This is a genomic window from Vreelandella jeotgali Hwa (assembly GCF_000334215.1).
GTDB lineage: Bacteria > Pseudomonadota > Gammaproteobacteria > Pseudomonadales > Halomonadaceae > Vreelandella > Vreelandella jeotgali.
On the sequence record NZ_AMQY01000023.1, the window covers coordinates 124,180 to 139,005 of the forward strand.

The following is a 14,826-nucleotide window of genomic DNA, read 5'->3' on the forward strand; positions in this document are numbered from 1 at the left end:
GCCGCATCCCGCGGTTCCGGACTGCCGTAGAGCCCGCTGATGCTCATTGCCGCGCCGAGCTGTCAGCCACGGTGACAGGGGCAAAATCCGGGTGGTCGATCAGCTCGCGCAGCACCGCCGTGGCAAAGCTGCCTTTCGGCAGGGAGAATGTCAGCTGCATGCCGTTGTCCAGCGGCACCCGCTGAGGGTCGCCCAGACGCAGCCGCAGTGCCCGACGAGCCGGTTTGGCGCCGGCCTGTTCAATGCCGTCGCAGAGAGCCGGATAGTCGCGGCGGAGCTGCTTCTCAAAGCGCTCGGCCGGGGCCACGGTGTCGCTGTCAGCGTCGTCAGCCGAGATGCCTTGCGTCACTGAGCCACCATTGACTCCTGGGCCAGCCTTGCTCCCCGACGCATCCCGGCCCCATAAAAGTCCCGCCGGGTGGAGATCCAGCTCGGCGGCGCGACGCTGCAATGCGCCGTCGATGTGTTCGGCGGTAAAAAGGCTTTGAGTTCCGTCGAGCATCAGGGTGTCGCCGTCCAGCGGGGTCGCCCAGCAGCCCGCCGCCATACGCGCACTCAACAGCTCGTTGAACAGAAAACTCCGCGCGCTCGACAGCAGCATGCCCTGGCGGTCATCGCGCTTGCGCCAGCCCCGGGCAAACAGCGCCTGCGCCCGTAGCAGATTGCGCCCGCCGGCACCGAAGCGCTGGGGGCCAAAATAGTTGGGTACGCCATGCTCGCACAGCGCCTGCCAGCGGGCGTCAAAGTGGCCTGACTGCACCGCTTCGCCGGTCACTTTGAGGCAGAAGCGGTTGGCACGATGCACGCCGCGCTTGAGCTTGCGCGGGTGACGCGCCTGCTCCAGCACCCGGCACCCCAGGGCGTCCAGCCGCTTTTCCAGCGCCGGCGGCGCGTCAAGACCGGGCAGATGCACGCTGAGCCATTGGCGGGTAATCGCCGAGCGGTCTTTCATGCCCGAATAGCCCACGTCCCGGGGCGTCACATCGCACAGTCGCGCCAGCGCTCTTACCAGATCCCGGGTGGTTTGGTCACGTTTCTCGATACGCAGCCAAAGGTGCTCACCGTGGCCTTCCGGAGTGAAATCCAGCACTTCATCGACGACGAAGTCCTCGGGCACGGCACGATAGCCCCCGGGGCGCGGCGGGCCGAAGTCCGCCGTTAGGCAGCGCTTCCCGTCGAGTACCAGGCTCATGAGCCGCTGCGGCGCGTCAGCAGCACCACCGCTTCGGCGGCAATACCCTCACCGCGGCCGGTAAAGCCCAGGCGCTCGGTAGTGGTCGCCTTGAGGTTGACCTGGCCCGAGGACAGCCGCAGATCGTCCGCCATGTTGGCGCGCATGGCCGCCAGATGCGGCGCCATTTTTGGTGCCTGAGCTATCAGGGTGGTATCCAGGTTCACCGGCGCGAAGCCTTCGCTGTCTACCAGCATCAGCACTCGGCGCAGCAGATCGCGGCTGTCTGCGCCCTGCCACGCCGGATCGGTATCGGGAAAGTGGTAGCCGATATCACCCAATGCACAAGCGCCCAGCAAGGCGTCACATAGCGCGTGCAGCAGCACATCGCCGTCGGAGTGAGCGACAAACCCTCGATCAAACGGCAGCTGCACGCCGCCGATGGTCAAATGATCGCCGGGGCCGAAGCGGTGAACGTCAAAGCCGTGGCCGATGCGCATGGCAAACTCCTGGTAGCCAAAAAGGATGCGAAATCCTGTCACAAAAAAGGGCAAAAATCCTTGCGGGCCGCGAATGGCCGGGTAACTCAGCCATTGGCGGTACCGGCCGCCGCATGATGCTCCGGCAGCTCCTGTGACGCGAGAACAGCCGCCGCCAGGGCCAGGTCGTCGGGATGGGTCACCTTGAGGTTGTCCCGCCGCCCGCTGACCAGTCGGGGCCGGCCCCCGAGCGATTCTACCGCCGAGGCTTCATCGGTCACCAGGGTGCCGTGGGCGCGCGCGTCTTCCAGCGCCCGGCGCAACACGCCGCAGCGGAATCCCTGGGGCGTCAGCGCGTGCCAGAGGCCGTCGCGGGGCTCGGTGCCCGCGCAGTCACCGCCGGACGTGGCGCGTTTCATGGTATCCGCCACGGGCATGGCCAGCAGGGCGCCATCGACGCTGTCGTGCGCCGCAGCGGCAAGTGCGCCAACGTCTGCCGGCATCACACAGGGGCGGGCAACGTCGTGGACCAGCACAATGTCGTCATCGTCGGCGGGTAGACTGCGCAGCGCATTGAGTACGCTATCCATGCGCTCGGCTCCGCCGGTCACTCGCTGCCAGCGGGCAAAGGGCACCTGCTCCGGGGTAAAACGCGCGTCGTCTTCATCCAGGCATAACGCCAGCCGAGCGTCGGGCAGCGCCAGATGCAGGCGCTCAAGGGTCCGCGCCAGCATCGTCTCACCGGCCAACGGCAGGTATTGCTTGGGCCGGTCGGCGCCCATGCGCCGGCCCTGCCCCGCCGCCGGCACCACCAGCCAGGTCGTCACGGAACTCATGAGCCCTCCCCGCCGGAAGTTGACGCCTCCGGGTTGGGGGGCGCCGTTGTGTCGTCTGCGCTGACGCCCGGCACCCAGAAAAACTGCTCGTCGGCGCGCACCATGCCCATGTCGCTGCGGGCACGCTCTTCCACGGCATCCAGGCCGGTCTTCAGGTCTTTCACCTCGGCCGCCAGGCGGGCATTTCGCTCGCGCATCGGCGCATTGGCCGCCTCCTGCGCTTCCACCCGGGCGCTGACCTGTTCGAGTTCCTGCCAGCCACCGCGCCCCAGCCAGAGCTTGTACTGCAGCAGTATCAGCAGAGCCAACGCCCCCAGCGCGAGCCATTTGCGAAACGGCCAGACACCGGTTCCGTTCTTCATTGCACGCGTCATTACACACGGACTCCCTGCATCGGTATTCGCGGCACTCGCCCATTCCCTCCGGCCCCATCAGCCCACGAGCGGCCAGCGCCGCGCTCGGATCAAAGCCCGCCGGTAGGGTGAAAACCCGTTATTATGCCATCAAGCACCTGGGTGGGACCACGCCGTTTGCGGATTATCCCCGGGCCGGCGGATATCGAGTTCAGTCACGGGCTCAAGCCGGCGATCAATCTGCCGTTATTGTAGGGAGTCTTTATAGTAGAGGGTCTTTATAATAGAGGAACTTTATGTTGCCAGGTGCCAGCAGCCCCGAGCTATAGCCCTTGTTGCCCCGGCATTTATTGCCCCACCCTTTGTTGCCACAACATTTGTTATCCAACCACTTGCCGGAGATGCCCATGCAAGCGCCCGATCAACCTGCCAATGAAGCCCGGCGCTTGCAGGCGCTGCGCAACCTCAGGGTGCTGGATACCCCGGCAGAAGAAAGCCTGGATCACCTGACCGAGCTGGCACGGGAGCTGTTTGGCGTCCCCGTGGCGCTGGTATCGCTGGTGGATGAAAACCGCCAGTGGTTCAAGGCCAAAGCCGGCCTTGACGTCTCCGAAACCGGTCGCGACGTCTCCTTTTGCGGGCACGCCGTCGCCGCCAACGATGCGCTGGTGGTAACCGATACGCATACCGACCCTCGCTTTGCCGACAACCCCCTGGTGCAGGATGCGCCCCACATCCGCTTTTACGCCGGCCACCCGTTACGCCCGCTGGACAACATGCCGGTGGGCACCCTGTGCCTGATCGATTATCGGCCACGCTCGTTCAGCGATCGCGAACGGCGCCTGCTGGCGGGGCTCGCCGGCCAGGCCGAGGCGCTGCTGCGTGAAACCCGACTGACCGCCGAAATGACCTACACGGCCAAGCGTTTTGAAACCATTTTCTTTACCAGCGCCACCGCCAAGATCCGTATTGACCGCCACGGGCGAATCATCGCCATCAACCCCTTCGCTCTCAACCTGCTGGGCTATGAGGAGGCGGACGTCGTCGGCCATAACGTGGCCATGCTCGCTCCGCCCGATATCCGGCCGCACCACGACGGCTACATCGACCGCTACCTGGCCGGCCACGAGCCCCGGGTGATCGGCAAGGGCCGCGAAGTCGACGCCATGCACAAGGACGGGCACCTGATCCCCGTCCACCTGGCGGTCAACGCGATTCATGACGACAACGGCCAGGTGGACGAATTCCTCGGCGTGCTGACCGACCTCAGCGAGATTCAGGCCGCCAATCGGCGCACGCAGAAGGAGCAGGAGCTGCTCAGCGTGCTGCACCAGGGCATTACCGACTACCAGGCACTGATGTCGGGCAAAAAGCTCTGGTCGTTTCTGATGGAGGCCCTGCGCGACCTGACCAACAGCGACTACGCCCTGATAGGCGAAGTGCTGCACGGCAATGAGGGCAACGCGCTGAAAATCCACGCGATTACCGACCTCTCCTGGAATGCGGCGTCGCGCCGGCTGATGGAGCAGCTGCGCAGTGGCGACATGACGCTGAGCCGCGCCGATACGCTGCTGGGCCGTGTGTTCGCCCACGGTGAAGTGGTAATGACCGACGACCTTTACCACCATCCCAAGCGCGGCGGCTTCCCGCCCGGCCACCCTCGAATCGATAACTATCTGGGCGTGCCGATTTACAGCGGCAACGACCTGATCGGCATGTACGCGATTGCCAACAGCCACCAGGCCCCGGATGAGGCACTGCTCGAATGGCTGGCGCCGTTTACCGCCACCTGTGCGCTGTTGATCAACCTCTACCGGCAAATGGCCGAGCGCGACCGCAACCTCGAAGACCTGGCCCTGGCCAACGACCAGGCCCAGCGCGCCAACCGGGCCAAGAGCGAGTTCCTCTCGTCCATGAGCCATGAGCTGCGCACCCCGCTCAACGCCATTCTCGGCTTTGCCCAGCTGCTGGCCAGCGGCCGACGTAACCCGTTGAGCGACAAACAGACGCGTCAGGTCGGCCAGATCGAAAAAAGCGGCCAGCACCTGCTGAGTCTGATCAACGAAGTGCTCGACCTGGCAAAAATCGAATCCGGGCGCATGACGCTGTCGCTTGAAAGCATGTCACTGGCGCATGTCATGGAAGATGTCTGTCAGACCCTCGAACCCAACGCCGACGCGTCGGGTATCCGCATTCTCTTCACCCCGCCGCCGCCGGAATGGCAGATCCACGCCGACTACACCCGCGTCAAGCAGGTGCTGTTCAACCTGATCTCCAACGCCATCAAGTACAACCGCGCCGACGGTCAGGTGGCCGTGTCCGCCACCGAGCACGACGACGCGCTCTGTATCAGCATTGCCGACACCGGCCCGGGCATTGCCGAGCACCGTCAGCACGAGCTGTTTGAGCCGTTCAACCGGCTGGATGCCGAGAACGGCGCCGTCGAAGGCACCGGTATCGGGCTGGCCATTACCCGGGAACTGGCCGAACGCATGGATGGCAGCATGGGGGTGGAAAGCACGCCGGGAGAGGGCTCGACGTTCTGGTTTACCCTGCCCCGCAGCTACCGGGCATCCACGGCGGATAGCGGCGATGATACCCGACAGCCGGCCGGCGACTTTCAACAGCAAACGCTGATCTACGTCGAAGACAACCCCGCCAACCAGCGGCTGATGGAAGACATCATCGACGACGTCGACGGTCTCTCGCTGCGCATTGCGCCCAGCGCCGAAATGGGGCTGGAAATGCTGCGCACGACTACGGCCGCGGTGATCATCATGGACATCCACCTGCCGGGCATGGACGGCTACGAAGCGCTGGCCGCGCTCCGCCGGGACCCGGTGCTGGCGCACCTGCCGGTGATAGCGCTGTCCGCCAGTGCCACGCCGCGCGACATCAACAGGGCGCTGGACGCGGGATTCAACGACTATCTCACCAAGCCGCTGGAAATTGTTAAACTCATGGAAACGCTGGAACGTTACGTTGTTACCTAGAGGCCGGCAGCCGATGCACACCGCGCCCGCAACCCAACCAGGGAAGAACCATGACGCTCGCTACCAAACACCTTCTTGTCGTTGACGATAATCCCGTCAACGTGGAGATGATGCAGGATCTGCTGGATGACCACGGCTTTGACCACGTTCATGGCCTCAGCGATCCGCGCGAGGTGCTGGGCTATTGCCGATCAGCACGACCCGACCTGCTGCTGCTCGACATCCGCATGCCGCACCTTGACGGCTACGGCGTCATTGAACAGCTGCGCGACCACTTCGGTAACGACATGCCCCCGATCATCGTGCTGACGGCGCAGGTTGACGACGCCACTCGCCACCGCGCGCTGGCCATGGGCGTGCGTGACTTCCTGACCAAGCCGTTCAAGCACGACGAGGTGCTGCAGCGCATCCGTAACACCCTCAACGTTGAAGAGCGTTTCAGCATTCGCGATCAGCAGGCGGCTACCCTGGAGCAGATGGTGGCCAGGCGTACCCGAGAGCTCGATCGCGAATCGCACACCGACCCGGTGACCCGGCTGGCCAACCGCCGCGGGCTGGCGCGGACGCTGAGCGAAGCGGCCTCAAACGCCGACCCGACGGGGCTGCTGTTTCTCGCCGTGGACGGCATTGACGACGTTATCCGCCTGCACGGCTATGGCGTCGTCGAGCGCCTGCTCGAACGGCTGGGCAACGCCCTCCACCAGACGCTCGACAACCCTCGGGAAGTCGGGCTCTGGGGCGGCAGCGAATTTCTCGTGGTAGCGCCGGGGCTGGCCGGCGACGAGCTCGATGAGCTGGCCACCGAGCTGCTGCGGATCTTCGAGCAGAGCCTGCCCGTGGACGACCTGCTGCTCAACGTTACCGCGCGCATCGGCATCAGCGAATCCGCCGGGCATTTCGACCCCGACCGGCTGGTGCAAATGGCCGCACTGGCGATACCGCAAGGCGATGGCGACCACGTTCAGCACTACAGCCAGGATCTGGAAGACCAGCAACGCCAGCGGCTGAAGGTGCAGCGTGCGCTGCGGGGCGCGCCGGCGCGCGAGGAAATGTCGCTGGCGTTTCAACCCAAGATCTGTTCCCGGGAAAACCGCATCATGGGCGCCGAAGCGCTGCTGCGCTGGTACCACCCCGAGCTGGGCCAGGTGTCGCCGGGACTGTTCATTCCCATGGCCGAGGCCAGCGGTGACATTTTGGCCATCGGCAGCTGGGTCATCGAACAGACGCTGGGTTACCTGGCACAATGGCAGGCAGGCGGCTGGCTATCGCCGGATTTCAACATTGCCATCAACGTCTCGGCGCACCAGCTCAGCCGCCCGGACTTTGCCGACACCCTGCTCGCGCGGATACGGCAGCACGGCGTCGCCCTGAGCCATCTGAGTATCGAAGTCACCGAGTCCGGCCTCATGAGCGACCTGCACAACGCCCGCCGACAGCTGGAGCAGCTCCACGACGCCGGCATTGCCGTGGCCGTGGACGACTTCGGTACCGGGCACTCCTCGCTGACCTATCTGAAAACCCTGCCGCTCTCGACGCTCAAGATCGACCGCGCCTTTGTCATGGATCTGGAGCAAAGCCCCGTTGATCGCCAGCTGGCCCTGACCATCACCCAGCTGGCTCACGGGGTGGGCTGCAACGTCGTCGCCGAAGGCATTGAAACCCGGGAACAGGCCGACTACCTGGGCTCCATTGGCTGCGAAATCATGCAGGGGTACTACTATGCCAAACCGCTGCCCGCCCCCGACTTTGTCGAGCTGTGCCACCGTCGCGATGACGCTCCCCGACCCGCCTGACGCCCACCGCTATGGAGACCCCGATGGCCCACGACCTGCTTGACCGCGTACGCCAGCGTCAGGAAGACCTCAACCGCTCGGAACGCAAGGTCGCCTGCGTGATAATCGACGACCCGGCCGCCGCTACGAGCCTGAGCATTGCCAGCCTGGCTCAGGCCGCCGGCGTCAGCGAGCCCACCGTCAACCGCTTCTGCCGCAACTTCGGCGCCAAGGGCTACCCGGACTTCAAGATCAAGCTGGCGCAGAGCCTGGCCGGCGGCACGCCCTACGTCACTCGCGCGGTCGAGCCCGGCGACAACGCCAGCCAATACACCAACAAGATTTTCGGCGCCACCATTGCCGCGCTGGACGAAGCCCGCCGCGACATCAACATGGACGCCGTTGAACGCATGGTGGACTACCTCACCCAGGCCAAGCAGATCCACTTTTTCGGCCTCGGCGCCTCCGGTGCCGTCGCCCAGGATGCGCAGCACAAGTTCTTCCGCTTCAACCTGCCGGTGATGGCCTACGTCGACGTGCTCATGCAGCGTATGGTGGCCGCTGCCTGCCACACCGGCGACGTTGTGGTGGTGATTTCCTACACCGGCCGCACCCGGGAGCTGGTCGACATTGCCCGAGTGGCCCGCGAAGCCGGCGCGGTGGTATTGGGGATTACCGCGCCCCGCTCACCGCTGACCCACGAATGCAGCGCCACCCTTGATGTTGCGACGCCCGAAGACACCGACCACTACATGCCCATGACCTCGCGCATGATCCAGCTGGCGCTGGTCGACACCCTGGCCACCGGCGTTACCCTGCGCCGGGGTGAGGTATTTCTGCCTCACTTGAAAAAGATCAAGGATAGCCTGCGCGATACCCGCTTTCCGGCGGAGAAAGCGCGTCAGGACACACAGCCGCCGAACGGCTGATCCCGGAGTGCCATGCCGGCAAGGGCCAGCAACGGCGCCTGCCGGCCGTACCAGCGGAGGTTCACCGAATGCCGGACGATAAAATGACGGACTCAGCTCGCTGTACCGACCAGGAGGCATCACTGGACGACACCACTCGCGCCTATCAGGCCGAGTATTCGGACAGAGGCTTCTGGCGGAAAGTCGCCCAACACGCACAAAAGGCGGGCAAAGCCACGCTGTCGCCCGCCCTGACGCTGTATTACGCGGCACAGGACGCGGACACCCCTGTCTGGGTCAAAACCACGATTTACGGCGCGCTGGGCTACTTTGTCTCGCCCATCGACGCCATTCCCGACGTGATCCCGATCACGGGGTATACCGACGACATGGGCGTTCTGGCCGCGGCCATCTGCGTGGCCGCCGCGCATATCAAGCCGGAACACCGGCACAAGGCGGGGCAGTCGCTAAAACGCTGGCTGGGATAGGTCACCCAGGCAGGGAAGAATTACCGTGCTCAACCCCGCCTACTGCTCACCCATCAGTGTGAAGCAGCAAACGGGGCAACATTCATCCGGAAACGGTCGCATCCGGAAAACAGGCGTTACTGGCATGTCCAGCCACTGTCTATGGGTATGGCAGTACCCGTAACATTGTCGGCCACATCACTCGCCAGGTAAGAAGCCAGCCCAGCGATGCGCGATGGATCAATCAGCGTTCCACTAGGCTGCTTTTCAATCACCAGGTCATATATGGCTTCATCTCTTGAAACACCCAGCTCTTCTACCCTGGCATTAATTTGTGGTTCGAGCAGCGGAGTTTCCGTCCAGCCGGGGCAAATGGAGTTGGCAGTAATACCCTGCTTGGCATTTTCCAGTGCAACGACCTTGGTCAACCCTACTACGCCATGCTTGGCAGCGACGTAAGCGGCTTTATGGACTGACCCTACCAGACCATGTGCAGAAGCTATATTAATGATGCGTCCCCACTGGCGTTTTTTCATGGCAGGAACAACATGATGAATACAGCGATACACGGCTGTCAGATTAACGCTCAGCACACTGGACCATGTTTCGGCATCAAAGTCTTCGATGGGCATTGTTTTTTGTATACTGGCGTTATTAACCAGAACATCAACTGAAACACCATCTTTATCAAGGCCGTGGAACATGGAGTCAATATCATCCATGGAGCTCAAGTCGGCCTTGCAGTATCGTACTAAAGAAGCACCCTGCTCCTTCAACGTATGCAAAAATGAAGTAACTGAACCCGACGTCTCCTCATGGATATCATGAACAACAACCGAAAAAGCCTGCCTGGCAAACATGCTGCAAAGAGCTTGCCCGATGCCGCCCATCGCACCGGTTACCAGAACTGTACTCGCATTACCTTTTACTTCTTTATTCATACCTACCTCACGATATATTCAAAAGTTCGCGACGTTTTTCGTGAAACTCCAAGCCAGAAACCAAGCTTCGGCCATCTGATCATACTTAAAGTTAACATTATCGGCTCAGCAACACGGATGGTAAGCCAGTAGCCAAAACAGGGAAGAAAGCGATAAGCATACAAGCCAGGACTATCAGCAGACAAAACGGCACTACTGCGCGGTAAAGATCAAGCGTTTCCACACCATCGGGTGCCACTCCTTTCAGATAGAAAAGTGCGTAACCAAAAGGTGGAGTAAGGAAAGATGTTTGCAGCACGACTGCCACCATAACCACAAACCAAAGCATATCCACGCCCATGCTCTCTATTATCGGCAACATGATAGGAAAACTCAGCAGCACAATGCCTGTCCAATCCAGAAACATTCCGAGAATAAAGATCAGGAAAAACATTAGAATCAATGCACCGACATTACCGCCAGGCATTGCCATTACCACCGTATGGATAACATCCATGCCCCCGCCTATGGAAAATACGCCGGTAAAAGCCGTAGCACCAACCAGCACCAACATAACCATAGTGGTAGTTTTACTGGCTTCAATCATGGTGCGATAGCAAGTTGAAAGCTTTCGATCACCAAAAATCAGAAATAACAGGAAGGCTATGGTCACACCGATGGCCGATGCTTCAGTAGCAGTTGCAATACCGGTAAACAGTGAGCCCAACACCCCAAGAATGAGAGCCATGGGTGGCAACACGTACGTAACCAGCATTTTCAACAACTTGCCTGAACTAATTTCAGCCTGTTCTTCGGCAGGCACCAGCGGCCCATACGAAGGTTTTATATGGCAAATAATCAAAACGTAGAGTGCATACATAAAGCCCAACATCAAGCCGGGCACCAACGCTCCCGCAAAAAGCTCACCAACCGATACAGGTGAGTAGCTAGCCATTAATATAAGCATGATACTCGGTGGGATAAGAATACCCAGGCAGCCACTGGCCATAATAACACCAGCACTCAGGTGTTTGTTGTATCCATATTTAAGCATGGGAACCAGAGCAATCATCCCCATCACAGCAATTGATGCACCAACAATGCCTGTTGTAGCAGCTAAAAGCACCGAGACAATAACGACAGTAAGCGCCAGGCCACCTCGAAGATTTGCCAGCAGCAAACGCATTGTTTCAAACATCTTCTCTGTCACGCCCGAATCATTGAGAAAGCGTGCCATAAGAATAAACAACGGTATTGCTACCAAAACGTAATTATCCATGGCATTGCCATAAATATTGTTAATAATTATCCCAAGCGTCTTGGCACCAGGGCCCAGCCAGGCGCCAAGTACGGCCACACCCCCGAGTACAAAAGCAAGCGGATGGCCCATAAAGAGCCCCAAAAGCAAACCACTGAACATGAAAAGTGTCAGAATTTCAGGGCTCATACAGCCTCCTCTTCACGCAGCTTCTGTAATGCACGAATAACAACTGCGAAGGCCTGGAGAAGTAGCATTATGGCAGTCAGTACCAGTGCTGCTTTAACCGGATATACCGGAATGGCCACCATGCCGTAGGTGGTTTCACCTCGACTGAAGGAACGCTCGAAGAAAGCCCAGCCGTAGGTAAGCAACATCCAGATAAAAGGAACAAAGAAAATCAGATAGCCTGCAAGCTCAATACCGGCCTGTTTACGGCGCGTTAGCAGGCGTTTCAGAACATCTACCTCAACATGCACATGATGACGGAGCCCATAAGCTGCCATCAGCATGAAGTGGACACCAAAGAGCATTTTGGTCACATCAAAGGCCCAGTCACTCGGTCGTCCGAGAAAAAAACGCAGAGCGATATCATATACAACAATTCCGGCAATTATGGCAACAAGAGGAGCCACAAGACGGCCAAATGCTTCATTAAGTGCATCAATAGCCTTTGCAATAGCATTCATGAGCAAGACTCTCTTGAATCAACTATAAATTTCTTATCGCCCCTGTCAGGGAGAAAGATTGAACCCACAAAACGAGGCCCTCTAAAAGAGGGCCTGAAAGTAAGTTACATGCAATCTTCAATCTTTTCGAGTGATGGCAAATCGTCAGTAACGCGACTCATATTGTAAGGCACTGAAAGGTCGCGCCAATTGGAGTAGTTTTGCAAATAGCTGATCATCGAATGATAGACTTCCGCCTGCATGGGATTTTCGCAGGAACCCTTGACTATCATTTCGTTTGTTACGCTCTGAATTTTTTCAAGATCCTCATCAGATAGCTGATTGATCTCTGTACCATCCTCAATGAACTTTACGGTTCCCTGAGTGGACTGACGCTCTGACCATGCTATCGACCAGCTCATGGTGGCCTGAGCAGCAATTTTCAGCTTCTCCTGTGTTTCTTGAGAAAGTGCATCCCAGGCATCCTGATTAATCATTACGCCGAAGACACTGGCAGACTGGTGCCAGCCTGGAACGGACCAGTAGTCAGCGACTTCGGAAAACCCTGCCTTGTAATCTACACCCGGCGTTGAAAACTCGGCCCCATCCACGACACCTCGTTCAATACCCTGATATATCTCACCACCAGCCAGAGTCACCTGAGTACCGCCCAGCTCTTCAAGAACGCGACCCTGGTCACGTCCTGAAAGCCTAAGGCGCAAACCTTCCAGGTCAGCTATGCTTTCGATAGGAGTGTTTCCCCGGAAGCCCGACTCATTGTTGGTAATACCATACGGCAAGTAGACCATGTTATACTTGCCATAAACCTTTTGATAAAGCTCAAAGCCTCCCCACTCATTTATCCAGTTTAGATAGTCAACACCATTAAACAGGCTGGTGGTAGTTGCTAATGGCGAGAATGCAGAACTTCGACCTGCCCAATAACCGGGCCAGTCACCTGCTGCTTCAATGCTACCGGTTTCGGTGGCATCAAACACTTCCGTACCCGGCATCAACGTACCACCGGCACGGAAATTGATCTTTACATCATCACCGGCAAGTTTGTTAACCAACTCGGCCCAGTGGCGATCAATCTGAATCAGGTCAAGATTATCCGGCCATGTGGTAGTCATGGTCCACTGATCTTGGGCTTGTGCGCTGGACACCATGCCGATCATGGCAACGCCTGCCGCAAGACCAGTTAAAGCAAACTGGTTAAGCCTTTTCATTGCATTGCTCCTTGTAAGTATTGTTGTTCTTACTGAAGCCTCGCATGGAGCGCTCTTCAACACCGACTGGACGTTTTTATTCTGGGTTTTTGAGCGGCCGAGGACAAAACGATCTATAGCATGGCCATATTTTTTGAGTCAAACGATAAATGACCTTTCCATACCTGCAACCATGACAGGAAACATGGCTTTTCATCCAGCCAAAAATACCGAAAAAGGCTTTCTCCCCCACACCACATATACGTTCTGCCTCTCCCTGCGCTAACAGCCCGGTGGCGAACTACCTGCTCGTCCTGTTGGGGATCCTGAGCTCAGGGAGTCTATGCCACTCCATATGCTCTCGGCACCCTACCGGCACGGCTTGGCACGATAGGCAGGCCTATCATTTTGCTCATGACCTCAGGCATGGTGCGCCCAGCCACAAAAAAAGGCCCGACGCCTGAAGCGTCGAGCCTTTTTCGGATATTCAATGGTGCCGGTGGCCGGACTCGAACCGGCACGCCCGAAGGCGGCGGATTTTGAATCCACTGCGTCTACCAATTCCACCACACCGGCAACAGCCGCGCATTATACGCTGCCCACTTATCAGGTCAATTATTCCGCCTGACTTTATCGCTCTGACGCGCTATCCTGTGCGGCCGATTTTAGAACGCCGCTGTGCGTTCCGCGACGCCTTCCCGAATGACAGACGAGCCTTGCCATGCAGCGTGCCGACTTTGCCTACGAGCTACCCGAAGAGCTGATTGCCCGCTACCCGTCGGAAAAGCGCAGCGACTGCCGCCTGCTGTGTGCCGGCCCGGATGGCGACGTGGCCCACCGCCGCTTTCCCGACCTGCTGGAGCTGCTGGAGCCCGGGGATTTACTCGTTTTCAACGACACCCGGGTCATTCCCGCCCGGCTGCACGGCCACAAGACAAGCGGCGGGCGCGTGGAAATGCTGCTGGAGCGCCCTCTGGATATCCACCGCGGGCTGGCCCACCTGCGCGCGAGCAAATCGCCCAAAGCGGGCACCGAGATCGTTTTTGAAGGCGACGTTCACGCCGTGGTAGAAGGCCGCCAGGGCGCGCTGTTTGAGCTGCGCTTTACCGGCGATACGCCGATGATCACGCTGCTGGAACGCCACGGGCACATGCCGTTGCCGCCGTATATCACCCGGGACGACGAAAGCAGCGACCGCGAACGCTACCAGACGGTGTACGCCCGCCGGGACGGCGCCGTGGCAGCCCCCACCGCCGGCCTGCATTTTGACCAGCCGCTGCTGGACGCCCTGGCGGCGAAGGGCGTGGAAAGTGCCTTTGTCACCCTGCACGTGGGCGCCGGCACCTTTCAGCCGGTGCGCGCCGACGACATACGCGACCACAGCATGCACAGCGAATGGATCGACGTTGACCAGACCGCCTGCGCCAAAGTTCGCGCGGCGCGTGCTGCGGGCAGGCGCGTGATCGCCGTGGGCACCACCGCCGTGCGCTGCCTGGAAAGCGCCAGCGAGCAGGCAGCGCACGGCGAGATCACACCCTATCGCGGCGAAACCGCTATTTTCATTTATCCCGGCTATGAGTGGCGCTGCGTGGACGCGCTGATTACCAACTTCCACCTGCCGGAATCCACGCTGTTGATGCTGGTCTCGGCGTTTATCGGCTATGAGGCCACACTTGCTGCTTACCGTAAGGCGGTGGCCGAGCGCTACGCCTTTTTCAGCTACGGCGACGCCATGCTGCTGTCCCGCCACCGCGCTCCAACGCCCGCCGGATAGCACGCTGCCGAATGGGCCG

General features: G+C 59.9%; 13 protein-coding genes and 1 tRNA gene. 5 read left to right on the forward strand and 9 right to left on the reverse strand.

Annotated features, from left to right (window positions below):
• Nucleotides 1–43 precede the first annotated feature (43 nt).
• The 4 genes from truD to ftsB all read right to left on the reverse strand — a co-directional run bounded on the left by truD (nt 44) and on the right by ftsB (nt 2,860).
• A complete protein-coding gene (gene truD / locus C793_RS0110995) occupies nt 44–1,192 on the reverse strand; it encodes a tRNA pseudouridine(13) synthase TruD (protein ID WP_017430997.1) in 1,149 nt (382 codons plus the stop codon).
• Nucleotides 1,189–1,671 (reverse strand): 2-C-methyl-D-erythritol 2,4-cyclodiphosphate synthase, encoded by a 483-nt coding sequence (gene ispF / locus C793_RS0111000; RefSeq protein WP_017430998.1) that lies wholly within the window; start codon nt 1,669–1,671, stop codon nt 1,189–1,191. The genes truD and ispF overlap by 4 nt, the downstream gene beginning before the upstream one ends.
• An 86-nt stretch (nt 1,672–1,757) precedes the next feature.
• Entirely contained in the window at nt 1,758–2,486 is a 729-nt protein-coding gene (gene ispD, locus C793_RS0111005; RefSeq protein ID WP_017430999.1) for a 2-C-methyl-D-erythritol 4-phosphate cytidylyltransferase, read from the reverse strand.
• On the reverse strand, nt 2,483–2,860 hold the full coding sequence (ftsB, locus tag C793_RS0111010; RefSeq protein WP_245550224.1) for a cell division protein FtsB: 378 nt from the start codon (nt 2,858–2,860) through the stop codon (nt 2,483–2,485). The genes ispD and ftsB overlap by 4 nt, the downstream gene beginning before the upstream one ends.
• 386 nt (nt 2,861–3,246) lie before the next feature.
• Between ftsB and C793_RS0111015 the strand changes: the two genes are divergently transcribed.
• The 4 genes from C793_RS0111015 to C793_RS0111030 all read left to right on the forward strand — a co-directional run bounded on the left by C793_RS0111015 (nt 3,247) and on the right by C793_RS0111030 (nt 9,000).
• Entirely contained in the window at nt 3,247–5,832 is a 2,586-nt protein-coding gene (locus tag C793_RS0111015; RefSeq protein ID WP_017431001.1) for a GAF domain-containing protein, read from the forward strand.
• Between the two features lie 50 nt (nt 5,833–5,882).
• Nucleotides 5,883–7,625, forward strand: a complete 1,743-nt coding sequence (locus C793_RS0111020) for an EAL domain-containing response regulator (protein ID WP_017431002.1) — start codon at nt 5,883–5,885, stop codon at nt 7,623–7,625.
• Between the two features lie 23 nt (nt 7,626–7,648).
• On the forward strand, nt 7,649–8,533 hold the full coding sequence (hexR, locus tag C793_RS0111025) for a transcriptional regulator HexR (RefSeq protein ID WP_017431003.1): 885 nt from the start codon (nt 7,649–7,651) through the stop codon (nt 8,531–8,533).
• Between the two features lie 83 nt (nt 8,534–8,616).
• Nucleotides 8,617–9,000 carry a YkvA family protein gene (locus C793_RS0111030; RefSeq protein WP_156805046.1) on the forward strand — a complete coding sequence of 128 codons (384 nt, stop codon included), beginning with the start codon at nt 8,617–8,619 and terminating at the stop codon, nt 8,998–9,000.
• Between the two features lie 116 nt (nt 9,001–9,116).
• Here C793_RS0111030 and C793_RS0111035 read toward each other — a convergent pair whose 3' ends face one another.
• From C793_RS0111035 to C793_RS0111055, 5 genes are all read right to left on the reverse strand, one after another.
• On the reverse strand, nt 9,117–9,920 hold the full coding sequence (locus tag C793_RS0111035) for a 3-hydroxybutyrate dehydrogenase (RefSeq protein ID WP_017431005.1): 804 nt from the start codon (nt 9,918–9,920) through the stop codon (nt 9,117–9,119).
• Between the two features lie 97 nt (nt 9,921–10,017).
• A complete protein-coding gene (locus tag C793_RS0111040) occupies nt 10,018–11,346 on the reverse strand; it encodes a TRAP transporter large permease (RefSeq protein WP_017431006.1) in 1,329 nt (442 codons plus the stop codon).
• On the reverse strand, nt 11,343–11,846 hold the full coding sequence (locus tag C793_RS0111045) for a TRAP transporter small permease subunit (RefSeq protein WP_017431007.1): 504 nt from the start codon (nt 11,844–11,846) through the stop codon (nt 11,343–11,345). Before C793_RS0111045 ends, C793_RS0111040 begins: the two co-directional genes overlap by 4 nt.
• Before the next feature lie 104 nt (nt 11,847–11,950).
• A complete protein-coding gene (gene dctP / locus C793_RS0111050) occupies nt 11,951–13,054 on the reverse strand; it encodes a TRAP transporter substrate-binding protein DctP (protein ID WP_017431008.1) in 1,104 nt (367 codons plus the stop codon).
• 470 nt (nt 13,055–13,524) lie between these two features.
• Nucleotides 13,525–13,609, reverse strand: a tRNA-Leu gene (locus C793_RS0111055).
• 145 nt (nt 13,610–13,754) lie between these two features.
• Here C793_RS0111055 and queA point away from each other — a divergent pair.
• Entirely contained in the window at nt 13,755–14,807 is a 1,053-nt protein-coding gene (queA, locus tag C793_RS0111060) for a tRNA preQ1(34) S-adenosylmethionine ribosyltransferase-isomerase QueA (protein ID WP_017431009.1), read from the forward strand.
• Nucleotides 14,808–14,826: the final 19 nt, after the last annotated feature.